This is a genomic window from Nocardia citri, assembly GCF_054065835.1.
Genome location: NZ_JBSUQM010000003.1, coordinates 278,967 through 303,259, shown reverse-complemented (window position 1 = coordinate 303,259; position 24,293 = coordinate 278,967). Strand labels below are relative to the sequence as shown.

Sequence of the window (24,293 nt, the reverse complement as noted above, 5' to 3'; positions counted from 1 at the left end):
GAACATGGGTAACTCGTCGGGATGGGCTGACTGGACCCACGAGTTCTCTGTCGGACGCCAGCGCTACTCTCACGGCACCTGAGTCTGGCCCAGCGGCTCGGGGAGGCGGGCCAGCCCGAATCCGAGGAGGAGATCGCGTGGACCTACCGGTCATGCCACCCGTGCGGCCGATGCTGGCGAAAACGGCACCGTCGGTGCCGCACGAGCCGGGCCTGAGTTACGAACCGAAATGGGACGGTTTTCGCTGCGTGGTATTCCGCGACGGCGACGAGGTGGAACTCGGTTCCCGCAACGACCGCCCCCTCACCCGCTATTTTCCGGAAGTCGCGGAACTGCTGATGGCGGCGCTGCCGGATAAATGTGTGGTCGACGGTGAAATCGTGGTGGTCACCGATGAGGGACTCGATTTCGACACGCTGCAGAACCGATTGCATCCGGCGGCCTCGCGGGTCAACAAACTCGCCAAGGAAACGCCCGCCAGCTTCGTCGCCTTCGATCTGCTCGCGCTCGGCGACAAGGATCTGACCGGTGAGCCGTTCGCCGAACGCCGCCGGCTGCTGGAGACCATTCTCGATACCGAACTCGCCCGGGTGCACCTGACCCCGATCACCCAGGATCCCGCCGTGGCCGAGGACTGGTTCACCCGCTTCGAGGGTGCTGGTTTCGACGGCGTCATGGTCAAGTCCAATGACCTGGCGTATCTGCAGGACAAGCGGGTGATGCTCAAGGTCAAACACGAGCGCACCGCCGACTGTGTGGTGGCCGGTTTCCGCTGGCACAAAGATGGCGAGGGCGTCGGTTCCCTGCTGCTCGGACTCTTCGACGACGAGGGCAATATGCATCATGTCGGGGTAGCGAGCAGTTTCACCGCGGCCAAACGTAAGTCGCTGGTGGATGAGCTGAAACCGTTGCGGGAGAACGCATTGGCGAACCATCCGTGGCGGGAGTGGGCCGATGCGGCGGCGCAGGCGAAGGCCGAGGGCAAGATGCCGGGCGGGGTGAGCCGGTGGACCGGCGGTAAAGATCTGTCCTGGGAGGCGCTGCGTCCGGAGTTGGTTGCCGAGGTCCGCTACGAACATGTGCAATCCGGCCGACTACGGCACGGCGGCAGACTGGTTCGCTTCCGTTCCGATCGCACCCCGCATTCGTGTACCTACGCGCAGCTCGACGAGGTCGCACCGGCCGAATTGAGTGCCATCTTCAGCGAAGCCCGGGGCAAATGATGAGCGAGCGCAGGGAGCGAACCGTCGATACAGGCGAATTGGTCGATATCGAGGTGGACGGCAGAACCGTCGCCATCAGCAATCCGAACAAGGTCTACTTCACCAAGCGCGGTGAGACGAAACTCGATCTGGTGCGGTACTACCAGGCCGTGGCCGAACCGTTGCTGAAGGTGGTACGCAATCGGCCGGTGCTGCTCGAGCGGTATCCCGATGGAGCGTCCGGCAAATCGTGGTTCCAGAAGCGGGTGCCGAAATCCGCGCCGGATTGGCTGCACACTGTCGAGGTCGCCACGCCCAACGGCACCACCAGCGACGCACTCGTCGCCCACGATCTCGCGCACATTCTGTGGGCGGTGAACCAGGGCTGCCTCGGGTTTCATGTCTGGCCCAACCATGTAGACGATCTGAATATCGCCGATGAGCTGCGCATCGACCTGGATCCCTCGCCCGGCATCACTTTCGACGATCTCAAATACGCCGCCGTGCTCACCCGTGAGCTGTTCACCGAACTCGGCGTCGACTGCCGGATCAAAACCTCCGGTTCGCGCGGATTGCACATTTACGTTGCGCTGGAACCGAAATGGGACGGCTATCAGGTGCGCGCGGCTGCGGTCGCGCTGGCTCGGGAGCTGGAACGGCGGCATCCGGACGAGATCACCGCGCAGTGGTGGAAGGAGGAGCGCGGCAACCGCGTATTCATCGACTTCAACCAGAACGCCCCGCACAAGACGGTTTTCGGCGCGTGGTGTGTGCGCCCGAAGGTCGGCGCGCAGGTCTCCACGCCGATCGCCTGGTCCGATCTGGATACCGTTGTCCCCGAGGAGTTGACCATTGCCACCGTCCCCGCGCGACTGGCCGAATCCGGCGACCCGTGGGCGGACCGACCGGCCCAATCCATCGAGCCGCTGCTGAAGATGTCGGAGCGGGATATGGCAGCCGGGCTCATGGATGCGCCGTGGCCGCCGCAATATCCCAAGATGCCGAACGAGCCGCCTCGGGTGCAACCGAGCCGGGCCAAGAAGCCGGAAATGGAAGGCTAGCTACCCGAAGGCTATTGGTTCTCCGAATGCGATTCGGTCCCCAGGCCTATTCGGTCCCCAGGCCTATTCGGTCCCCAGGCCTATTCGGTCCACAGCACCCATACCTTGTTCTCACACGTCACCGCGCGCCCGTCCGCGGTGCGAGCGCTCTTGGTCGAACCGTCGCATTTGCTTCCGGGCTCCGCGACGGTGCCACCGATGGTGTACGGACCGTTCCACTGGTAGACACCGCCGCTGGCCAGGCACAGCAGTGCGGTGCCATCGGCTCCCGTGCCGATGCGGCCCGGCTCGGTGCACACCGTTCCTTTTTTCGGAGGCACCTGGCTCGTCGGCGGGGCGGCCGAGGTGGCCGGGGGTGCGACGACGGTCGGCGCCACCGACGGCTGCGCGACGGCGGTCTGGGCGTCGGTCGAGGGCAGCGCGGCACTCGAGACGACCGGGGTCCGGCTCACCCCGGACAGCACGTCGGAGAAATTGCTGCCGGACAGCACGACATATCCGGCGATGGCGACCACCTCGAGCACACCGAGCAGCAATGCGCACACCGCCATGGTGTTACCGCGCGGATGGCTGAACGCGATGAACCCGAAGACGATCGCAACCGGAAACAGGCCGAGCAAGGCCGCTACCAGTGCGACGACCGCATACGGGTTGACGATGGGCGGAACCTCGACCCGAAGTCGACCCGCCCGGGGCGCCCGCCGGGTCGGCGGCTCCACCTCGGGCCAGCGGTCGTTGGGATCCGGATCCGGCCACCGGCCGATCGTCCCCATCTCCGCCTCGTACTCCTCCGGCCAGCGCTCGCGCTCGCGGTTATCCGTCCGTGTCATCCAGGTCCCTCTTCCACACCACCAACCGCGCAGGAACCTCGAACTGCCCGGACCGGCCCCGATACCGTCAAAGGATCGGGCCGACGGCCGCAAGATCATCCGAAACGGCCCGATCGATCGTCATCAAACCGTAACCGCGAAAGCCGCCATGTCAACTCGGCATCTACCCGCCATCGGTGCGATCGGATACTACGCGGTGCGGTCCGTGCACCGGAGTAACGAACCGGCAAACACCACTCGCGCGTCACGTTGTCGAGGTACATGCTGGTTTCGGGACCGACCACGCGGAGATTGCGGCACAGGAGGGATCCATGCGCGGTGAATCCGGTTCGAAAGGACAACCAGACCGCCCGTGGCATTCCCACGCGGGCGATCTACTCGGTGACGACTACAACGTGCCGGGCATCATTCTGTGTGCGCTCGGCATCGTCGCCATGGCGTGCACGCTGACCGCGGCCGGTTACGGCTTCATCGGCTGGACCCAGATCGGTGCGATCGTGACGGCCGCGTTGTGGATCAGCGGAATCGGCGCGCTGCTGGTCGAGCATCGCCGCGAGCACGTGATCGAGCTGAAGTACGGCCGCAACGGACACGCACCCGGCCATGTACGCCCTGTCCGCTACAGCGCCACCGACCGTAGGCTCGCGCCCGGTGAAAGACCCTCGGAATTGCCGAAATAGCCCGCGCCACAAGGTCAGCGCCCGGGATCCACCTTGGGCATGGTCTCGGTCATCAATGTCATCAACATGTCGGACAGCAGCACATGGACCTGGTCGCGGGTGAGGGTGCCACGGGTGATCCATTCCCGGCCCGCGACTTTCACCAACCCTCCGAACGCCCGGACCATGGCACGCAATTGCGCGCTGTGTGCCGAATCCGCGCGCCCGACCATCAGCAACATCCGCTCGGCGGCCGCGTCATCGGCCTGATCCAGGATCTGCTGCACCTCGGGATCATCGCCTACCCCCTCATGACTGGTCACCGTGACCCAGGTGCTGCCGTGTTCGGAGATCACATCCAGCAGCCAGTGCACACTGGCGCCGACACGTTCCCGATCGGTGCCGGTCGGCACGACCATGTCGTCCAGGCGCGGCAGGGTGACCATCCGGCGCACGACCGCCAGATACAGGTCGCGCTTATTGCCGAAGTAGTGGTTGATCAGCCCGCGCGCTACTCCGGCGCGCTGCGCGAGTTCCGCGGTAGAGACCGCCGCATAGGGGCGCTCACCGAACATGTCGATCGCGCACTCCAGAATCTGTGCGCGTCGCTCGTCCGGTTCCAGCCTGCGCCTGCGCGGCTGCGCCTCGGTGACCTCAGAGTGACCTGGCAATGAGATCCTTCATAACCTCGTTGCTGCCCGCGAGGATGCGCAGCGCGCGGGCGCCGGTGTAGAGCTGGGAAATCGGATACTCCGTCATGTAGCCGTAGCCGCCGAACAGTTGCAGGCAGCGATCGACCACAATACCGAGTTGATCGGTGAGCCAGTACTTCGACATCGCAGCCGTGGGGATATCGAGTTCGCCGAGCAGATGTTCGCCGGTCGCGCATTCGGCCATTTCGAATGTGGTGTTCTGCATCGCGAACAGCGGTTTGCCGAAGGCCTCCCGCCCCTTGGTGTAATCGATGGTCAGCTGCACCGCCTGCTCCATCATGGCGACCGCGATAATGCCGGTGACCAGGCGCTCCTGGGCCAGCAACTGCATCATCTGATAGCAGCCCTGCCCCTCGGGGGCACCGAGCAGATTCGAGGCGGGCACGCGTAGTCCGTCGAAGAACAGCTCCGCGGTGTCCTGCGCCTTGCCGCCGATCTTGTTCAGCATACGACCGCGCCTGAAGCCCGGGGTGTCGTCGCCGACCTCGGCGAAGATCAGCGAGACGCCCGCCGCGCCCTTGGTCGGATCGGTCTTGGCGGCGATAAGCATGCCGTCGCAGAGCCAGCCGTTGGTAACGAAGATCTTCGAACCTGTGATGACGTACTCGTCGCCCTCGCGGACCGCGCGGGTCTTGATGTTCTGCAGATCCGAGCCGGTGCCGGTAATCAACCGTCGGTATCTTCCGCTGATGTCTCGGGAAGCTTGTTTTGCGCTTCTCTGACCCATACCGCAATTTGGGCCCGCGAGGTGAACTGCAACTTGGTCAGAAGGTGTTCGACGTGGCGCTCGGCGGTTCGTGGCGAGATCACCAAACGAGCGGCGATCTCCCTGTTGGTCAGCCCATCGGCTATGAGCTCGGCTACCTCACGCTCGCGTTTGGTCAGATTGCAACCAGCATCGGATATCGGCGTCGGCGCGGCGCGTTCGCCTAGTGCGTACGCAACGGCTGCCTCAAAGCTGAGTGCGGCACCCTTCCGACGAGCCGCTGCGAAGCTCTTCTCGCTCATCTTCTGTCTCGATTTGCGTTCGCACTCGTCCTGGTAAGCGAGCAGGTCAGGGAACAGCACGAACGGACTGCCCACAGACTTGCCGAGCTGACTTGCGGCCCCTGTCAACACGGTCGCGCGCTCGACATCTTGTTGATCGGCCGCTATCCACGCCAGTGTTTGCAGACTGAGGATCGCGTTCAGGCGGTCGGCAATACTGCGGCTCACCTGTAGCGCTTGCTGGAGTAGTCGAGTCGCTCGAGCGTATTCACCTCGCCGCCACACCACGATCGCCAGCACCCACAGCAAGTACGACCGAAAATACGATTCTCCCCGCTCCTCGGTGATCGCCAGCCCGCGCTCATAGCATTTGATCGACATCTCTGCATTGTCGAGCAGCGCATATGTCAACCCGAGGAAAGTTAGGGTCAAGAGCAGATTGATGTGGCGCCATTCAGCGAAAACTTGTTCGGCTCTCTCGAGATACGGGCGTGCGGCGGAAGGATTCCCGCGGAACAGTGCGAGAAGGCCTTCGCCGAGATCGATGTGTGCGTGGGGAATGGGAGCGGTCGTCTGCCGGACCAGCGCTCGCCCCTCGCACATCGGACCGGCCATCGCGTCGACGTCGCCCTGTATTCCGGCCATATAGACGCCGAGGCCGAGCGCCGCGGCCCGGTCGGCGACGGCTTCCTGCCCCATCTGGCATGCCAGGAATCGGTCGAGCCAACGTCGGCCCTCACTGAACGAACCGTGAGAATGCCAGAAGGGGAACAGGGCCGTCGCGATCCGGATTCCGATCTCGGGGCTGTCGGCGATGCAATGTTCCAGCGCTTGGCGCAAATTCGGTAGTTCCTGACTGAACTCGGTGATCCACGCGAGCTCCCGAGGACTGATCCAGTCGGCATCCGCGCTGAGGACCAAGCGTTCATACCAGTCACGATGGCGACGGCGGAGTTCAAGGTATTCGCCTGCCTCCTCAGCCTTCTCGAGGCCGTAGTCGCGCACGGTCTCGAGCATCCTGAAACGTACGGTGGTCTGTAACTCCTCCCGTGTCAGGATCGACTTGTCGACTAAGGACGCCGTAGCCTCGAGGATGTCTTCGGCCGATAGGCGCTCGCCACAAACGTATTGCGCTGCTTCGAGCTCGAAGCTGCCGGCGAACACCGACAGCCCGGCCCATACCCGCTGCTCGACGGATGTGCAGAGGTCGTAGCTCCAGTCGATACACATGCGCAATGTCTGCTGACGAGACGGCGCGTTCCTGCTGCCGCGGGTCAGCAATCCGTATCGATCGCTCAATCGCTGCAGTATCTGCTCGGGCGACATCACCGGTAGCCGGGCCGTCGCCAGCTCGATCAGTAACGGCAAGCCGTCAAGCCGCTGACAGATACGGGCGATGGTGACCTTGTTGTCCTCAGTTATCTCGAACCCCGCAACCGCCGCGGCAGCTCGGTCGGCAAATAACACGATTGCGTCGTTGCTGGCCAGTCCCCGCGGCCAGCGATCCGGATCGGGGACCGCGAGCGGAAGGATGGTCAGCACGGATTCCCCGCTGAGGCCGATCGGCTCGCGACTTGTCGCCAGTATCCGCAACTCTGGACATACGCGAAGCAGCGATTCAGCGAGCTGTGCCACCGCAATCACCATGTGCTCGCAGTTGTCCAACACAAGTAGCTGCTTCCGAGGTGCGAGAAACTCCACGAGCGCCTCGTGCAACAGTCTTGCCGACCGGTCCTGCAGGTCCAGTGCGCTCGCCACCACGCTCGCCAACAGCGACTCGTCTTGTAGTTCGCCCAGTTCTACAAACGTTACGCCGTCGGGGAAGTCGCGCTGGACGTTGTTGGCGACCCGCACGGCAAGGCGGGTCTTTCCCACCCCGCCGATCCCGGTCAACGTGACCAGCCGCGAAGTCGACAACTTATTCTTCGCTTCGGTCTGCTCTGTGCGACGGTCGACGAAACTGGTCAGCTCCAGCGGAAGCCTACCTGTTCGACCCGATGGCATCGGCGATGATCGGTACCCCTCATGCAGCATGCGCTCTTTCCAGGAAGACTTCCCACCTCCGGGCGGCATGCCTGCGTGCTCTGCCCCATATGTCGTGTGCACGGCCATCTCATCGACCAGGAAACCACGGCGAAGCTGAGATGCCTGGAGCTGTTCACCCAGTTGCATGGCGGAAGGACGGCTGTCCGGGTCGTCGGACATGGCCTGTTCGATGATGGTACTGACATCGTCGGAGATTCCGTGCTCACGCGGGTCCGGTACCGGCTCCTCAGTAATTCTGACGAACTGGGCGACCAACTGCTCACCGCCGCGGCGCTCGAAGGCGGCGTGACCGGTCAAGGCGGCGAATAACGTCGCGCCCAGGCTGTAGACATCTGCCGCGCGACTCGGGGACTTGCCAGACACAACCTCAGGGGCAGTAAACGCCGGCGTACCGGTCACGCTGCCGGTAGCGGTGACGAAGCCACCCGCTATGCGGGCGATGCCGAAGTCGGTCAACGCCGGCTCACCGTAGTCGGTGAACAGGATATTCCCGGGCTTGACATCACGATGAAGCACTCCGGAGTGGTGCGCGGTATCCAGTGCGCCGGCCATTTTCACCCCGAGCCGGAGCACTTCCTCCAGCGTCAGCGGTCCGTCATGGCGGATCCGTTGGTCAAGAGAGCCCTGTGGATAGTAAGGCATGACAATGAAGGGCCGACCGTTGTCGGTGGCTCCGACCTGGAGAACATTGACAATGTTGGGATGCCCGGTCAGCCTGCCGGCCGCGCGCTGCTCTCGGAAGAACCGTGCCTGATTCTCCTCATCGAGATCGGCGGTGAGAACCTTGACCGCGACAATCCGGTCGAGCGATGCCTGCGTGCACCGGTAGACGGCTCCGAAACCCCCACGACCGATCTCCGCGGCGTCATCGAACCCGGCTGCCGCCAATTCCGCCACAACCGACCCGGACGCGTCACGTTGCGTCGCGAACGGATCGAGATCGGTCATCGACTACACCGATTCGAGCACATCCAAGGCCACGACCGAAGGCTATCACTGCTCACCACTCATTGCGCGCCCTCGGAATATCGCTGGTCGACCGGGCCGGAGCACAACTCTGTTCATAGAGAAGTTCCCTTTATTGCCGCGAATTGCACTGGATCCGTCTCGGCGCCGACCAGGTAGTGTTTCAAGACATCGCCAAGCTGCTCGTCGAATAAAAGCCGAAACACCGCTCTTGGCATGGAGCCTTCCAGTAGCCCGGAAAGGGTGCCTTCCGTTCACGCGAATTCAGACCGCCGAGGTCTCTGATCACATGCACAGGGAAGGCACCCGTCGTCGTTGACCGTGGGCTATCGCTGCCCAGCGCCGATCAGCGGGTAGCGTTCCTGGGTGTCCTGCGCGAACGTGACGCTGTAGTACTCCTCGGTCACCGTGATCTTGCCCTCGGCATTGATCTCGAGCCGCACAGCGCCGTGCATAGCGAAGTTCTCCCCCGTGGCCGGAATAATGTCGAGGTCTCGGGCGAAGTTTCCGGTGGCGACCCAGGTCATCAGTGCGCCATCGCCGGTCGCTCGAATCTGCCGGGGCGTCATTTCGAAGTCCTTGATCGAGTTGTGCCAGATGGCGCAATGCTCGGCGATCGCGTCACGCCCCGACCTGGCGATGCGGAAGGCATGATCGATGTAAACGGCATCTTCGGTGTACTGGTCTGCGAATTCTTCGGGGCTGGCATTTCCCCATGCGTGCGCCCACGAGCGGATGATCTCTTCATAATCGGCCATATCTGTTCCTCTCCGAATCGAGAAGTGGGTTTCGTTCGAACCAGCTGTCCTATCCCCCACACCGGCGAACGTCGCAAATCTAGCTGGCCGCACGTCGCGAAGAGTGTTCGCGATCGGAACACTTTGGCGCCACTATGAATACATCACTCTCACCGAAGGTAGGTTCGACTGCGTACGAGTGACTACACCGCCCGCGAGCAGATACGCGAGTTGAAGCGTAAGAACGCCGAGACGGAGAAGACAATCGAAATCCTCGCAGCGGCAACGTCTTACGTCGTTCGGGAGTGCGACCCGAAACAGAAATAATCTGCCGGTTCATTGCCGAGCATGGGGCCCGGTTCGAGGTCGCGCCGATCTGCCGTGCGCCGTCCGCGCACGGGTGAAAGATGGCCCCGAGAACCTTCCATGCCTGGATCGAACGAGCGCCGTCCACACGCGCCCTGTGCGACGCGGCGGTGACCGAGATCCTGGCTGGTTACTTCGAGCCAATTGAGCGGGGCGGCGTCGTCCGGCGTTGTATGGGTCATTGCGCACGTGGACTCATCTTCGCCGCCAAGGGATTCCGGGCGCATCCCCAGGATCACCAACGATCTCGCACCGGCCCTTCGCATAATGCCGCTCCCGGATGTCGCGCCCACGACGCCGTACTCTCTGACGCACCGGTGTCGGCGATACCGATGAACCTGACCCTTGCCGGGATATCTCGATGTGTCGTCGACGCGAGTCAACCTCAGTAAAGACTTGTATTATGTAGCGTCCAGACCCGCGCACACCGCACGCGCGCAAGCCTTGACTCGGCAGGCGCCTTTCGGTCTCATGTGTGAGTCGACGCGGAGAACATAAAAAGGCAAATCGATGGGTCAGATTATCGACGGCGCGGACCAACCGACGGACCTCGACTCGTTTCGGGCAACCGTGACCGACACCTTCGTTCCGTTGGAGACGATCACCGGCGGATCGGCGACGGACTTCCGCGGATTCATCCGCACCACCTCGCTCGGCTCGGTGCGGCTAGCCGAAGTGGTGGCTTCGGCACACGCCGTCCGTCGTACGCCGAAGACGATCCGCATCAGCGATCCTGGGTTCTATAAGGTAGGGCTGCAGGTTCGTGGCTACTGTGTGCTGACCCAGGCCGATCGCGAGGCGGCATTGACCCCGGGCGATTTCGCCATATACGACACCACCAAGCCCTACCAACTCTCGTTCGACGATCGATTCCACATGCTCGTCATGATGTTTCCACGTGAGTTGCTCAGGGTTCCCGCCACCGGTATAGCTGAGCTGACCGGTCGGCGAATTTCCGGCCGCCAAGGCCTCGGTGCATTGGTTTCACCATTTGTGCACGGGTTGGGCAGCCGAGTCTTCGACACCTCCCCCACGGCCGCGATCCACCTCAACGATGCGGTCCTCGACGTGCTGGCCGCAGCATTCGCCGAGCAGCTCGAGCTGACCGACAGCCTATCGCTCGAGACCCGCCACTCGGCCCTTCGTTTCCGCATCGGCGCATTCATCGAAGAACACTTGCCGGACCCGGACCTGGACGTGGCGATGGTCGCCAGAGCGCATCACGTTTCGGTTCGGCATCTGCAAAAGATCTTCGAAGCGAGCGGGTCCACAGCTGGCGGATGGATTCGGGAACGTCGCCTCGAACAGTGTCGTCGCGACCTGTTGGCTGGACGACACCGGCACCTCCCGGTGGCCGCGATCGGCGCGCGATGGGGATTTCCCGATTCCGCCCACTTCTCGCGGGTGTTCAAGAGCCATTTCGGCGTTACACCTGGTCAATACCGCTCGGCGGCCGGTAACCACAGCTGACCCTCGCCGAATCCGTGCACGAATAGACAACCCTTGTACCGGCCTGGTCAATTCGAATTTGCCGATCCGAGTACAGAGTGAGACCCACGTCACGTGACAGTGGTTACGGGTTTCTGAGGAGTTCACATGGATGTGCGCGAGAAGTTGCTGATTGATGGCCGCTGGGTGTCTGCACGGTCCGATGCCGAATTCGAAACACACGATCCCGCGACAGGTGAGTCGCTCGGCACGGTCGCCGATGCCGGCGAAGCCGACGTAGACGCCGCAGTCGCCGCGGCACGCCGAGCTTTGACCGACCCCGCGTGGCGGTCGCTGGTGCCCGCAGCGCGTGCTCGGTTGCTCTGGAAGGTCGCCGACCTCATCGATCAGAACGTCGAAGAGCTCGCGCGCCTGGAAACCCGTGATCAAGGGCAACCGCTCCAAGTTGCGACGACCGTGAGCCTGACCATGGCCGCCGAGGTTTTCCGCTACTACGCCGGCTGGTGCACCAAGATCGAAGGCAAGACTTCCGCAGTATCGATTCCCAACACGATGCATTACACCCGGCGTGAGCCGATCGGAGTGTGCGCTCTGATCACGCCGTGGAACTTCCCGCTGATGATCGCCGCATGGAAGCTGGCTCCCGCATTGGCGTGCGGCAACACGGTGATCCTCAAGCCCGCCGAGCAAACGCCGCTCAGCACCGTCTACCTGGCCAAGCTATGTGTAGAAGCCGGTTTCCCGCCCGGGGTCGTCAACTGTCTTACCGGTGGCCCCGGGACAGGAAAAGCCCTCACCGAGCACAACGACGTGGACAAAGTGTCGTTCACCGGATCCACCGAAGTCGGCAAGAAAATCCTGGTCGCAGCGTCGGGCAATCTCAAGCGCGTCACGCTCGAACTCGGGGGTAAGGCACCCAGCATCATCGCGCGAGACGCCGATATCGATGCCGCCGTGCAGGGCAATCTACAAGGCGCCCTACTCAACAGCGGACAGGTCTGCGCGGCCTACACCCGCTTCTTCGTCGATTCCAAGAGAGTCGAAGAATTCACCGAAAAAATCGCCGCAGCAGCAAGCGCTCTGCCGATCGGCCCCGGCATTTCACCGGAAACGGTAATCGGTCCGTTGGTGTCACCGGAGCATGTCGCACATGTCGAACGAATGGTCGATATCGGTGTCGCGGAAGGAGCGCAATTGGTGACAGGCGGCAGCCGCGTCGGAGGCGACTTGGCGGACGGCAATTTCTTTGCCCCCACAGTGTTTTCCGGGGTTCGCGATGACATGCGAATCGCTCGCGAGGAGATTTTCGGACCGGTCCTGTCCATCCTCTCTTACGATGACCCCGACGAACTCGCCACTCGCGCCAATGACACCGATTACGGACTGGCCGCCTGCATCTGGACCAAGGATCTCGAGCTCGCGCACAACCTCGCCGCCTCGATCCGGGCGGGCAGCGTCTTCGTGAACATGCTTCCCCTCCTGGATCCTGCTGCCCCATGGGGCGGCTTCGGCTCGAGTGGATGGGGTCGGGAAATGAGCGACAACGCGATCGACGAATTCACCGAAACAAAGGGCGTCTGGGTCAATCTGGGCTGACCCATCCACGCCACGCCCTGGACAACGACGACGTTTCCAAACGCTGACAGGACATCTGACATTATGAACGCATTCGCGCCCGCCGCATTCAGCTGGAACAAGGACAACTGGGCATCGCTGAGTGAGATGGCCGACGGCTTCGACGAGTATCGGCCGGACTATAGCCTCGCCCTGGACGGGCAGGATATCACCATCGAGGCTCGTTTCATCGACACCGGCGAGACATTTACCCTCACCCAATCATTCTCAGACACTCATGTACGTTGGACCGCTTGCGGGGCGGCCGGCGAATTCAGCGGAACCGAAACCTACGAGCTGTTCGAAATGCAGCACGGTTTGTTCTATCTGCACTATCGCCGCGGCAACAACGATCATCCGGTCGTGATCAGCGCCGCCATCGATATCGTTTCCGGACAGGTCACCGGCGCCATCGCGTGGCTCGGCCTCGGACCGCAGCCCCACCTCGCCGACCAACGGTGGTTCCAGGGGCAAATCGCGGGCAGCGGCGCCGTTCCAGAAGAAGCGCACCCACCGACAAACGAATTGATCGGACGCCGCGTGCGGTACGCATACAGCAGCGACGACATCTACGACCATATCTATCTCAACGAAAACCTTTTCACGTGGCTGTGCCTTGGTGGCGCGGAGATCGGCATCGGTGACACCGACCGTTGCACCTATTGGAAGCTCCGCGAAAAGACCTACTTGTTCTCCTGGTTGGAGAAGAACGTCGGTGTCGAGGGGATGGTACTGATCGACCTGAACGCGCATCGCACCGTTGGAATCCAGTTCGGCATCGACCAGCAGACCGGAAATCTCGTCAACATCACCATGGGCGCCTACGCCCAAGAGTTCGCACGAACACCTTCGGTCGACCAAGCCCGCCCCGGACCCGCCAGTACCTCGAAACAAGTCGGCTCCGGCTCGTCGAACTAATCATCATCGGACGCGCCGACCACGCCCGACACCCCTTTTGCGTCTTCGCGATCAACACGGAGTTACCAATGTCCACCACCTCTTCCCAACCGGCGGAACCAGTTCCCCCGACCGCAAGCGACAACGAACCCGATAGGCCGGGACGCGCCGGACTACGACCAGGCCGACTGGGTACCGCCGCGATCGTGTTCTTCGTGATCGCGGCCGTCGCGCCGATGGCCGCCGTCGTCGGTGCCTCTCCAGTCGTGTTCGCCGCCAACGGTGTTGCGGCTCCGGCAACATATTTGCTGGCGGCGCTACTGTTCGCCGTGTTCTCGGTCGGTTATGTCGCCATGAGCCGTCACATCACCAACGCGGGAGGCTTCGTTGCCTACGTCGCGCGGGGGATCGGACCACGAGCAGCCACCGCCACTGCCGGAATGGCTGTGCTGGCCTACCTCGCACTACAGGCGGCGTTGTGGGCCCAGTTCTCGGTATTCGCGAACCAACTGCTGGTGCAACACGTGAACCTTGATATCCCACCGTGGATACTGATGTTCGGGACGTTGGCGGTAGTCACCGCGCTCACCGTTCGCGGCGTGGACGTCAGCCTGAAAGTTCTCGGACTGCTGGTTATCTGCGAAATAGCCGTCTTCGTGGTCCTGGACGCCGCGATCATCTTCGGCGGTGGTGGACAGGATGCCAACTCGCTAGCGGCCTTCGATCCCACCGGACTGGCCGGTCCCGGACTCGGCATCGCATTCCTGTTCTGCAGCACCTGTTTTACCGGGTTCGAAGCCACAGTCGTCTTCTCCGAAGAAGCGAAGGACCGGCGCCGTACCATTCCCCGGGCAGCATATGTGTCGATCACTTTCATCGGCGTCTTCTACGCCCTCACCACGTGGGCGCTCGGCAACTCCGTGGGTTCCGACACTGTCCAGTCCGCGGCAGCGACCGACCCGTCAGGGTTCGTGTTCGCCATAGCCACAAAAGAGGTCGGCCCGTGGCTGACCACGGTAATGGAGGTGCTCGTGGTCACGAGCTTCATTGCGATGCTCATCGGTTTCCAGAACATGTTCGCTCGTTATATCTATGCACTCGGACGAGCGAACGTCTTGCCCCACCGTCTCGGCGTCGCCAGCGCCGGCACGGGCACACCCGCGGCGGCGGGACTGAGTGTCGGTATCGCGCTGACGATTATCCTTGCCGCGTTTTCGATCGCTGGGGCAGATCCGCTCACTGTCACCTTCAGCTGGTTGCTATCCCTCGGCACGGTCTCACTGATCGCGATCCTCGCGCTTACTACAGTCTCGATCGCCGCCTTCTTCAGTCGAACTCATCTGGAGACCAGCATCTGGAAGACGAAAGTTGCCCCTTCGGTTGCCTTCCTGGGGTTCGCTGTGGTCGCCTTCCTGGCTGTCGACAACTACGACGTGCTGCTCGGCGGGCAAGGCGGAGTCGCGCGCTGGCTGCTGCTGCTCATCCCACTGTGCGCAGCGCTCGGATTCTGTTGGGGCGCCGCGCGCCCGAACATCGATTACCAGGCCGAACTCGTTTGAACCGCGTTGCGACGAGGTGGCCGATCATCACCGTTGCCGACGACCGCTGCCGGTCGGCCGAAATCCGTTCCGAGAAAGGCGGATACAGCGAGGCCGCGCGGATCCGGCCGCGGGCGTACAGATCGCCGTGACCAACCTTGCGCATCATCTGCCACGCCCGCACGAGCGCACCGCCGCGGTTGCGGTGCAGCTCGTCGTGGACATCACCGACGTCCTCGTGTCGCCGTTGCGCTACTACGGCAGCCCTCGCCCGCTAGATCGGTTGTGGCGCTGCCCGATTCCCGTCGATCACTGACTGTCGGTGACGGAACCGGTGCTCGTCGGCGAGGCCATCGCGAACTTCGTTGAGGATCTGCGCGCGGCGAACGCCAACATCCCGCAGTGACCGCGCGGGTCCCACCAGGCGCTGGGTGGCCGGAAAATTCGACGAGGTGGTACTTTGCGCGCATGACCGGACCGGGGGAACAACAGCACCAGCCCAACGACGCATGGTGGGCGCGGGAGCAGCCGCAGCAGCACGGACCGCAGTATCCACAATCGGATCCGACGATGGTCGGGCAGCCGGGTCATCAGCTGCCGTCGCAACCCCCGGTTGCGGCTGTGGGACCGCAACCCGGTGCCGCTGAGCAACAACCCGCTGATGCGACGATGGTGCGACAGTCGTTCGATCAGCCGGGAGCCGCGCCCGCCGGCTACCAGTCGGGGACCGGATATCAGTCGGGGACCGGATATCAGCAACCGGGATATCAGCAGTCCACGCCCGGGTACCCGCAGCCGAGATTCCCGCAGGGTGGTGCTCCGCAAGCCGCACCGGGATACCCGCAGCCCGGAGTACCGCAAGCCGCGCCGGGACACCAGCAGCCCGGGCTTCAACAACCCGGATTCGAGCAGCCCGCACCCGGATTCCAACAAAGTGCTCCCGGATTCCAACAGCCCGGAATCCAGCAGCCCGCCGGATTCCAGCACATGCCCGGATACCAGCAACCGGCACCCGGGTATCCGCAGCCACCCAAATCCGGTGGTAGAGGCTGGCTTTGGGCGCTCGGCGCGGTCGTCGTCACCTCCGCGGTATGGGCGGGCGCGATGTTCGCGATCGGCGCCTTCGATGTGGGCAAGGCCGATATCAGCAAGGATGCCGATCTGCGCGGCTACCAGTACATCGACAATCTCTGCGATATCACCGACACCTCGCCCTACACCAGCGCTGGCTTCACGCTGTCGAAGACCGACTCCTCGGGCCATACCTACCCGAAGCACGAAGGCTCCAAGCACGCCGCGGTGGATTCGATGGGGTGCGATGTCCGCTTCACCCCGTTCGGGTCGAGTGAGAAGTACGACTACGCCGCGATCTACACCAGCGCGCAGGTGCACAAGCAGACCAACCCGGGGCCGGAATTCACCGCGTCGTACGAGACCTGGACCCAGAGCGAGTTCGGCAAGGACGCGAAGGTCGACAAGATCTCCGGACTCGGTGACGAGGCATTTGTGATCACCGGCAAGCACAAGTCGGACGATCCGACGGCCGATGTCTCGGTGGCCGTACGCGACGGCTGGACCACCTACCACATCAGCTGGTCGCAGTATTCCTCCAGTTCGTCGAAGTCCTCGGGCAAGATCCTCAGTGCGTCCGAGGTCACCGACCTGCTGAAGAAGACGGCCACCTCGACGATGAGCAAGCTGCGCAAATAGTGGCCCACCGGTCGGCGCGGGACCGCCCGCGCCGACCGGTGCACCCGCGAATGCGACAATGACTGGGTCAACCTCCCAGTTCACGAAGGATTAACCCGCATTCCGATGGTCGAGAACACCGCGTCGACGTCTACCGCACCAGCGCCGAGCGGCACCGCCATCGACCCCGATGAGCTGGCGATCTGTCTGCGGGTGCTGGAGCAGGCCGGGCGACTGGACAAGGACGATCCGGCTTCTGTCGCGGTGCAGCGCGCCGTCGGCCATATGTTCAAGAAGTTGAAGCAGCGCAGGCGAACCGAGGCCCGAGATGCGGTCGCCGAGGCGGACCGGGCGGTGGTCGCGGCGACGGCGACCGGATCGCCGAATCGGATCGATGACGAAACCGCGGGCATTGCGTTGACCTCGAATGCGGCCGGGGCTAGCGCGGGCACACTGATCCGCCCGCGACCCTGCTATATCTGCAAACAGCGCTACACCCAGGTCGACGCGTTCTACCACCAGTTGTGCCCGGACTGCGCGGCCAGTAGCCACGCGAAGCGCGACGCCCGTACCGATCTCACCGGGCGGCGCGCCCTGCTGACCGGCGGTCGCGCCAAGATCGGCATGTATATCGCGCTGCGGCTACTGCGCGACGGTGCGCACACCACTATCACCACTCGCTTCCCGAACGATGCGATCCGCCGCTTCGCCGCCATGGACGACAGCGCCGGCTGGCTGCACCGGCTGCGCATCGTCGGTATCGATCTGCGGGATCCGGCCCAGGTCGTCGCGCTCGCCGATGATGTCGCGGCGCAGGGACCACTGGACATCCTGATCAACAATGCCGCCCAGACCGTGCGCCGCTCCCCCGGCGCCTACAGCGCACTGGTCGACGCCGAAGCCGGTCCGCTACCCGCGGGTGCACTGCCGGATGTGGTGACCTTCGGCAAGACCATGCAGGCGCATCCCACCGCACTCACCGCATCCCTGACCCCGACGCTGTCCTCGGCCGATGTGGCGGAACTGGCCTTGGTCGCGGGATCGGCCACACCGGAACGCATTTCGCGCGGGATCGCTATTGATGCCGGTGGTCTGGTGCCGGATCTGGCGCATACCAACAGCTGGGTGCAGACCGTCGCGGAGGTGGACCCGACCGAACTGCTCGAGGTCCAGCTGTGCAATTCGGTGGCGCCGTTCATTCTGGTTTCCCGGCTGCGCCCGGCCATGGCCGCCGCCGCGGCTCGCCGCAAGTACGTCGTGAATGTCTCCGCGATGGAGGGCCAGTTCTCCCGCGCATACAAGGGCGCGGGCCACCCCCATACGAATATGGCCAAGGCCGCGCTGAATATGTTGACCCGCACCAGCGCCCGGGAAATGTTCGAACAGGACGCCATCCTCATGACCGCCGTCGATACCGGCTGGATCACCGACGAACGGCCGCATTACACCAAGATCCGTCTCGCCGAGGAGGGTTTCCACGCGCCCCTGGATCTGGTGGACGGCGCCGCCCGGGTCTACGACCCCATCGTCCAAGGCGAAACCGGCACCGACCTCTACGGCTGTTTCCTCAAGGACTATCAACCCTCACCCTGGTGATCCCACAGCCCAGTCCCGTGACCACCGGGCTACGCTGGGCATATGGCGTATCGGCTGCTGGCCGATGCCACCGCCCTGGTGCATTTCGCATTCGTGGCGTATGTGGTGGTCGGCGGATTCGTGGCGTGGCGATGGCCGCGTACCATCTGGCTGCATCTGATCGCGTTCGGCTGGGGGTTCAGCACGGTACTCTTCGGATTCGATTGTCCGCTCACGTATGTGGAGAATTGGGCGCGGCATCGCGCCGGGATGGCGGGACTACCGCCGAACGGTTTCATCGCCCACTATTTGACCGGGGTGATCTACCCGGAGAGTGCGCTGGGGTTGGTGCGCGGGCTGGTCGCGGTATGTGTGGTGGTGTCGTGGGTGGGCTATGTCTGGAGGGTTCGGGCGATGAGGTCGGCGACCTCGGAGACCTTGTCATCCAGGTAGAAGTGACCGCCGGGAAAGACCGTGCGGTCGAAGGAGCCGGTGGTGTGCTCGCGCCATTGCTCGGCCTGCTCCGGTGTCATCGTCGGATCTTCCGCGCTGACCAGGGCCGACACCGCGCAGGACAGTGGGGCGCCCGCGCGATAGCGGTAGGTCTCGACGGCCTGGTAGTCGCTACGCACGGCGGGCAGCACGAGTTCGGCGAGACTCGGTTCGTCGCGCAGAATCCGGATGGACATGGGATCGGTTGCCAGACGCTCCAGATCACCGATCAGATCGTCATCGGAGCCGAGATGCAGGCGGCCCTGCTCGACGAAGGTCGGTGCGGGACGGCCGGACACGAACAGCGCGGTGAGCGGCTGCCCCTTGCGCTCCAGACGACGTGCGGTTTCGAAGGCCACGGTAGCGCCCCTACTGTGACCGAACAGGGAAAGTCGTTGCACCAGGCCCTGATCCAGTACCTCCGCCACGATCCGATCGACGAGGGTGTCCATATCGGCGATGGTGGGCTCACCGAGCCGGTCCTGCCGACCCGGGTACTGGACGGCCGCGACGGCTATGCCGTCGTCGAACCGTTCGGCCAATGCCCGATATGCGGTGACCGCTCCCCCACCCGGCGGGAAACACAGCAGTTGATGGCTCGGCGCGGGATGCGCCCGCAACACACGTAGCCAGTCGGTCGCGTCGATGGCCTTACCCACGTCGATCTCCTTCACCGTCGCAGAGTTTCACCGGCACCGATATCGCGATGCGAACGGCTACGTCTCACCCGAGGTGGGTTCCGTACCAATTCAGGACCCGCCGCCACGCCTCGGTGGCGGCGGTCGGGTTGTAACGCGGTCCGGTGTCGTTGAAGAACGCGTGGTCCGCATTGGGTGCGACGTAGATCTCGTGGACGAGACCCGCCCGGTCCAGCGCCGCCTCCGCGGTGGGGCGCGACGCGATCACCCGTTCGTCCTTGGCGGCGTAGATGCCGAGTACCGCGGCCTTCGAACCGGACAGATCCCCGTTCTCCGGGAAGGGACCGTAAAACGGCGTCGCCGCAGCGAGTTTCGGCGTCCCCGCGGCCAACAACATCCACACCAGACCGCCGCCGAAGCAGAATCCGGTGGCGCCGATCTTCTTTTCCGGCACCCGGCGCTCCAACTCGGCAATCCCCGCCTGCAGATCGGCGATGAACTGATCCGGCGCGATCTTGCCCAGCTCGGCGGTGGCCGCCGCCGGATCCGTGAAGGCGGCGGTACCGCCGAGTTCGGACAGCAAGTCGACGGCGAGTGCGGAGTATCCGGCACCCGCGAAACGTCCTGTCACCGAACGGATGTGATCGGTGAGCCCCTTGTTCTCATGGATGACGAGCACGCTGCCACGAGGCTGTGGCGCGGCCGCCCAGGCGGCTTGTAGCTGGCGACCGCCCGGCCCGGCGAAAGTGATCGCGGTGGCCGGGACGGCGCCGCTGGTACCCGGCGGGGCCGACGACGCCGCGGGTTTCGCGCCCGTCGACGCGGAATTCGCCTGGTCGCCGCTGCTGGAGCAGGCGGCGAGCAAGGCGACCGCGGCGGTGGCCCCGACCCCGAGCATTCCTAGGCGGCGCAGTGCTTCCCGGCGGCCGATCAATCCGTCGGCATGGTCGGTGGCTATCTCTTCGGCGATATAACGCTGTAGCGGCGTCATGGCCCCGACCCTACTACTGCGGCACAACAACTACTCTCGATCTCGTGATTGGGCATGAACAGCTGGTCCGCGACTACGAGACCGGAATCGGTGTGCCGGCCTCCGGCATCATCCCCGCCGCCGATCCGGGCAGCTGTTTAGCTGCGACGCTACCGGTTTGGGCACTGGCCGCCGGATCCGTGGCCGCGGTGACCGCGGCGGCGAACCGAATCCGCGACGCACACCACCTGAATCCGGTGCTGCACCGGCTGGATCCGGACCGGATCGAGGCCGCCTTCGCCAGTGAACGCCTGCTGCGTATCGGCGGTACGCCCGCCAAGATATTCGCCGATCTGTCCGGATTCTTTCCCACCTTCGACGGCTGGGTCCGCACCCATGCCAACTACCCGCACCACCGCGCGCGGCTGCTCGCCTCGCTCGGACTGCCCGACGACGCCCCCGTCGATCTGGCGGTCGCCCAAATGGCGATGAGCCGCGCCACCGATATCGAGGAAAACGCGGCCGCGCACGGCGCCATCGCGGTCCAGGTGCGTACCGAGCAAGAGTGGGCGGCGAGCCCGCAGGGCCAAGCCGCCGCCTCGGGTCCGCTGGTGGCGATCGACACCCGGATCGACCGAGGGGAGCTGGGCCTGCCGATCGGCGCATCGCCCTTGCAGCCATTGCGCGGGGTCCGGGTACTCGATCTGACCCGCGTGATCGCCGGACCCGTCGCGACCAGAACCCTGGCACTGCTCGGCGCCGAGGTGCTGCGGATCGATCCGCCGCAGCTGTCCGAGATCCCCTGGCAGTACCACGACACCTGCCAGGGCAAGCGTTCCGCACTGCTCGATCTGTACCGGCAGTTGCCGCTGGTCAACGAGCTGCTCGCCGCCGCCGATGTGCTGATCACCGGGTATCGACCGGGCGCACTGGAAAACGCCGGACTCACCGCCGCCCGTCGTCCCGGCCTCGTACACGGCCGGATATCGGCATGGGGCGAATCCGGCCCGTGGGGTCGGCGGCGTGGTTTCGACAGCATCGTTCAGGCCGCAGCGGGTATTTCGATTGTCGAGGGCGCGCCTGCGGTGCCGGGGACACTGCCCGCGCAGGCACTCGACCACGCCTCCGGCTATCTGCTCGCCGCTGGGGTGATCGACGCACTCGTCGCCCGCGCCCAGGACGGTATCGGTCGCGATGTCCGAGTCGCATTGGCGCGCACGGCATCGTGGCTCCTCACCGCACCCGGCCGAACCCCGCGTCATCCGCAGGCCGCCCCGCCGAGTCCGCTGGCGGCGGTCACCCATGGCAATGTCACCACCGCCGCGCCGGTGCTCGCCGAATATCCGGATTACGCCTGGCCCGCACCACCGTACGGCGCGGACCGGCCGGCGTGGCCGCTGCACACCCGATAGCACTCGCGCTGTTCAGCGGCAATCGACTGATCAGGACTCGTCGGCCAAGGCCGCGATGGCCTTGGCCAGTCGCGCGCCGTCAGGCAGATTGTCGCCCCGGGTGATCGTCCACAGAATGCCGAGGCCCTGGGTCAGCACGAAATACAGCTCGGCGATCGCCTGGGCGGTGTCTGTGTCCAGATCCGGACGGGATTCCCGTAGCGCTCGACCGATGTCCTCGTAGGCACCGTTGAGGCTTTCAGACATGAATGTCCGCGATTCCGGCGTTCGCGCGATGCGCACCAAATTCTCCAGACTGGCCAGCATGCCGTCATCCGCAGCACGACCGGGCGCATCACCCGCGAGGTCATCACCTTCGCCGCCCACCTACTGAGCCACCCTGACCCGCTCGCTAGGCTCGACTGGTGCGGCAGAAGATCGTCATGGACGTCGATACCGGGATCGATGATTCACTCGCGCTGCTCTACCTGCTCGCCTCCCCGGAGGCCGAGATCGTGGGGATCGCCGCCACCGCGGGCAATGTGCCCGCACCACAGGTGGCGGCGAACAACCTCGCATGGCTGGATGTGTGCCGGGCACCCGACATCGAGGTTGCGCTAGGGGCCGCGCAACCGCTCGCGATCCCGCTGCGCACGACCGAGGACACGCATGGGCCGCAGGGTGTCGGTTATGCGGAACTGCCGCCATCCGCGCGGTCGCTCTCGGACCGGTCGGCGGCCGAGATGTGGGTCGATCTGGTGCGCGGGGCTCCGGGCGAGATCATCGGACTCTGCACGGGACCTCTGACGAATCTGGCTCTCGCACTTCGGCTCGAACCGCGGCTGCCCCTGCTGCTGCATCGGCTGGTGATCATGGGTGGAGCCTTCAATCACCCCGGCAATACCACCCCGACCAATGAATGGAATGTGCACGTGGATCCGGAGGCAGCCAAGGAGGTCTTCGATGCCTTCTCCGCCGCCCCAGCCGATCGGCGGCCGATCGTATGCGCGCTCGATATCACCGAGACCATCGAGATGCGGCCTAAGCATGTGGCGCAGCTCGCCGAACGCGCGGGCAGTCTGCCTATCGAGCTGGTTTCAGAAACCGACTTACCGGAGGCCAGGTCGGCGACGAGCAATCCGATCGTGCGGTATTTCACCGATGCGGTCCGGTTCTACTTCGATTTCCATAAGCTCTACGACCAGGGCTATCTCGCGCATATGCACGATCCGTTCGCGGCGGCCGTCGCGCTGGATCCGGCGCTCGCGATCACTCGACCGGCCACGGTCGATGTCGAACTCGTCGGCAGCATCACCCGCGCCACCACGGTGGCCGACTGGGCGGGCATGTGGGGCCGCGAACCCAATGCCGACATCGTGATCGGCACCGATCCGGAGATGTTCTTCGAGCGATTGATCACCAGGGTCGGTGACTTCGCGCGGTCGGTCTACCCGCCGCAGGCTGCTCGATGATCGGCGACAGCGACGACAACACCTATCTCGCCGAGTTCCGCACCCGCCTCGAACTGCCCGGAATCATCGACGTCCATACCCATTTCATGCCGGATCACGTCATGGCCAAGGTATGGGCGTACTTCGATTCAGCCGGTCCGCTGACCGGCCGGGAGTGGCCCATCGTCTATCACGACGATGAGCAGGTCCGGCTGAAGACATTGCGCGACTTCGGTGTTCGCGCGTTCACCTCGCTGGTGTATCCGCACAAGCCGGATATGGCGGCTTGGCTCAACGAATGGGCCGCCGACTTCGCCGCGCGCACCCCGGATTGTCTGCACACCGCGACGTTCTATCCCGAACATCACGCCGACAGTTATGTGGAGGCGGCCATTGAGCGCGGTGCCCGGGTGTTCAAGGTACATGTACAGGTCGGCGACTTCCATCCCGGTGATCCGCTGCTGAATCCGGTGTGGGGCATGCTCGAGGACGCCGCGATACCGGTGCTGATCCACTGCGGTTCCGGACCCACGCCGGGCGAATACACCGGCCCCGAGCCCATCGCCGGTCTGCTGCAACGCTATCCGCGGCTACAGCTGATCATCGCGCATATGGGCACACCCGAGTACTCCGAATTCCTCGATTTGGCACAGGAATACCCGGGTGTGCACCTGGACACGACAATGGTGTGGACCGATTTCACCGAAGCCTCGGCCCCCTTTCCGACCGCCGAGCACGGCAGGCTGCGCGCCATGAGCGACCGCATTTTGTTCGGTAGCGACTTTCCGAATATCCCATACTCCTACGGACATTCGATCCACGCGCTGGAACGGCTGGACCTGGGCGATGCCTGGCTCCGGCAGGTCTGCTATCGAAACGCCGCACGGCTCTTCGAGATCGCGTAGGGCTCGGGTCTACGCGACGGCTACAGTCGGTCAGATCGATACGGATGCTCGAGAAGTTGGCGTCCAAGGCGCACCATCGTGCTGTCATGCACGGGAGGGTGGTCAGGCGCGCCGATG

At 64.1% G+C, this 24,293-nt stretch carries 21 protein-coding genes and 2 pseudogenes; 15 read left to right on the top strand and 8 right to left on the bottom strand.

Features of this window, described 5'->3' with window-relative positions; all coding sequences use genetic code 11:
• Positions 1-137 precede the first annotated feature (137 nt).
• Both ACW2Q0_RS07310 and ligD read left to right on the top strand, forming a co-directional pair.
• A complete protein-coding gene (locus ACW2Q0_RS07310; RefSeq protein ID WP_457187464.1) occupies positions 138-1,223 on the top strand; it encodes an ATP-dependent DNA ligase in 1,086 nt (361 codons plus the stop codon).
• On the top strand, positions 1,223-2,263 hold the full coding sequence (ligD, locus tag ACW2Q0_RS07305; protein ID WP_457187462.1) for a non-homologous end-joining DNA ligase: 1,041 nt from the start codon (positions 1,223-1,225) through the stop codon (positions 2,261-2,263). The genes ACW2Q0_RS07310 and ligD overlap by 1 nt, the downstream gene beginning before the upstream one ends.
• Positions 2,264-2,343: 80 nt before the next feature.
• Here ligD and ACW2Q0_RS07300 read toward each other — a convergent pair whose 3' ends face one another.
• Positions 2,344-3,093, bottom strand: coding sequence for a hypothetical protein (locus ACW2Q0_RS07300; protein ID WP_457187460.1), 750 nt, complete (start codon positions 3,091-3,093; stop codon positions 2,344-2,346).
• A 311-nt stretch (positions 3,094-3,404) separates the two neighbouring features.
• Between ACW2Q0_RS07300 and ACW2Q0_RS07295 the strand changes: the two genes are divergently transcribed.
• Positions 3,405-3,773 (top strand): hypothetical protein, encoded by a 369-nt coding sequence (locus ACW2Q0_RS07295; RefSeq protein ID WP_457187458.1) that lies wholly within the window; start codon positions 3,405-3,407, stop codon positions 3,771-3,773.
• A gap of 14 nt (positions 3,774-3,787) precedes the next feature.
• Here ACW2Q0_RS07295 and ACW2Q0_RS07290 read toward each other — a convergent pair whose 3' ends face one another.
• From ACW2Q0_RS07290 to ACW2Q0_RS07275, 4 genes and pseudogenes are all read right to left on the bottom strand, one after another.
• Positions 3,788-4,423, bottom strand: a complete 636-nt coding sequence (locus tag ACW2Q0_RS07290) for a TetR/AcrR family transcriptional regulator (protein WP_457187456.1) — start codon at positions 4,421-4,423, stop codon at positions 3,788-3,790.
• Positions 4,407-5,126, bottom strand: a pseudogene (locus tag ACW2Q0_RS07285) (acyl-CoA dehydrogenase family protein); the annotation flags it as partial. The pseudogene ACW2Q0_RS07285 and the gene ACW2Q0_RS07290, both read right to left, overlap by 17 nt.
• A gap of 5 nt (positions 5,127-5,131) precedes the next feature.
• Positions 5,132-8,446, bottom strand: coding sequence for a protein kinase domain-containing protein (locus tag ACW2Q0_RS07280; RefSeq protein WP_457187453.1), 3,315 nt, complete (start codon positions 8,444-8,446; stop codon positions 5,132-5,134).
• Between the two features lie 344 nt (positions 8,447-8,790).
• Complete coding sequence (locus ACW2Q0_RS07275; protein ID WP_457187451.1) at positions 8,791-9,222, bottom strand: nuclear transport factor 2 family protein; 432 nt, start codon at positions 9,220-9,222, stop codon at positions 8,791-8,793.
• A gap of 189 nt (positions 9,223-9,411) precedes the next feature.
• Between ACW2Q0_RS07275 and ACW2Q0_RS07270 the strand changes: the two are divergent.
• The 9 genes and pseudogenes from ACW2Q0_RS07270 to ACW2Q0_RS07230 all read left to right on the top strand — a co-directional run.
• Positions 9,412-9,793: pseudogene (locus ACW2Q0_RS07270) on the top strand (IS3-like element ISMysp3 family transposase); the annotation flags it as partial.
• A 284-nt stretch (positions 9,794-10,077) separates the two neighbouring features.
• A complete protein-coding gene (locus tag ACW2Q0_RS07265; RefSeq protein ID WP_457187449.1) occupies positions 10,078-11,037 on the top strand; it encodes an AraC-like ligand-binding domain-containing protein in 960 nt (319 codons plus the stop codon).
• A 126-nt stretch (positions 11,038-11,163) separates the two neighbouring features.
• Positions 11,164-12,612: an aldehyde dehydrogenase family protein gene (locus ACW2Q0_RS07260; RefSeq protein ID WP_457187448.1), complete on the top strand. Its 1,449-nt coding sequence runs from the start codon at positions 11,164-11,166 to the stop codon at positions 12,610-12,612.
• A gap of 63 nt (positions 12,613-12,675) precedes the next feature.
• On the top strand, positions 12,676-13,548 hold the full coding sequence (locus ACW2Q0_RS07255; RefSeq protein WP_457187446.1) for a MoaF C-terminal domain-containing protein: 873 nt from the start codon (positions 12,676-12,678) through the stop codon (positions 13,546-13,548).
• A 68-nt stretch (positions 13,549-13,616) separates the two neighbouring features.
• Entirely contained in the window at positions 13,617-15,086 is a 1,470-nt protein-coding gene (locus ACW2Q0_RS07250; RefSeq protein ID WP_457187444.1) for an APC family permease, read from the top strand.
• A gap of 127 nt (positions 15,087-15,213) precedes the next feature.
• Positions 15,214-15,381 (top strand): hypothetical protein, encoded by a 168-nt coding sequence (locus tag ACW2Q0_RS07245; protein WP_457187442.1) that lies wholly within the window; start codon positions 15,214-15,216, stop codon positions 15,379-15,381.
• Between the two features lie 152 nt (positions 15,382-15,533).
• Complete coding sequence (locus ACW2Q0_RS07240; protein WP_457187440.1) at positions 15,534-16,775, top strand: hypothetical protein; 1,242 nt, start codon at positions 15,534-15,536, stop codon at positions 16,773-16,775.
• A 105-nt stretch (positions 16,776-16,880) separates the two neighbouring features.
• Positions 16,881-18,350, top strand: coding sequence for an SDR family NAD(P)-dependent oxidoreductase (locus tag ACW2Q0_RS07235; RefSeq protein ID WP_457187438.1), 1,470 nt, complete (start codon positions 16,881-16,883; stop codon positions 18,348-18,350).
• 42 nt (positions 18,351-18,392) lie between these two features.
• Positions 18,393-18,782 carry a DUF2784 domain-containing protein gene (locus ACW2Q0_RS07230; protein WP_457187436.1) on the top strand — a complete coding sequence of 130 codons (390 nt, stop codon included), beginning with the start codon at positions 18,393-18,395 and terminating at the stop codon, positions 18,780-18,782.
• Here ACW2Q0_RS07230 and ACW2Q0_RS07225 read toward each other — a convergent pair.
• Positions 18,722-19,495, bottom strand: coding sequence for a thioesterase II family protein (locus tag ACW2Q0_RS07225; RefSeq protein ID WP_457187434.1), 774 nt, complete (start codon positions 19,493-19,495; stop codon positions 18,722-18,724). The two genes, ACW2Q0_RS07230 and ACW2Q0_RS07225, sit on opposite strands and share 61 nt — an antisense overlap.
• A gap of 49 nt (positions 19,496-19,544) precedes the next feature.
• Positions 19,545-20,450: a dienelactone hydrolase family protein gene (locus ACW2Q0_RS07220; protein WP_457187432.1), complete on the bottom strand. Its 906-nt coding sequence runs from the start codon at positions 20,448-20,450 to the stop codon at positions 19,545-19,547.
• Positions 20,451-20,494: 44 nt separating this feature from the next.
• Here ACW2Q0_RS07220 and ACW2Q0_RS07215 point away from each other — a divergent pair, with 44 nt between their 5' ends.
• Positions 20,495-21,841, top strand: a complete 1,347-nt coding sequence (locus tag ACW2Q0_RS07215; RefSeq protein ID WP_457187430.1) for a CoA transferase — start codon at positions 20,495-20,497, stop codon at positions 21,839-21,841.
• A 30-nt stretch (positions 21,842-21,871) separates the two neighbouring features.
• Here the strand turns inward: ACW2Q0_RS07215 and ACW2Q0_RS07210 are convergent, their stop codons facing one another.
• Positions 21,872-22,207 (bottom strand): hypothetical protein, encoded by a 336-nt coding sequence (locus ACW2Q0_RS07210; RefSeq protein ID WP_457187428.1) that lies wholly within the window; start codon positions 22,205-22,207, stop codon positions 21,872-21,874.
• A 56-nt stretch (positions 22,208-22,263) separates the two neighbouring features.
• Between ACW2Q0_RS07210 and ACW2Q0_RS07205 the strand changes: the two genes are divergently transcribed.
• A complete protein-coding gene (locus tag ACW2Q0_RS07205) occupies positions 22,264-23,292 on the top strand; it encodes a nucleoside hydrolase (RefSeq protein ID WP_457187749.1) in 1,029 nt (342 codons plus the stop codon).
• A complete protein-coding gene (locus ACW2Q0_RS07200; protein WP_457187426.1) occupies positions 23,289-24,176 on the top strand; it encodes an amidohydrolase family protein in 888 nt (295 codons plus the stop codon). The genes ACW2Q0_RS07205 and ACW2Q0_RS07200 overlap by 4 nt, the downstream gene beginning before the upstream one ends.
• Positions 24,177-24,293: the final 117 nt, after the last annotated feature.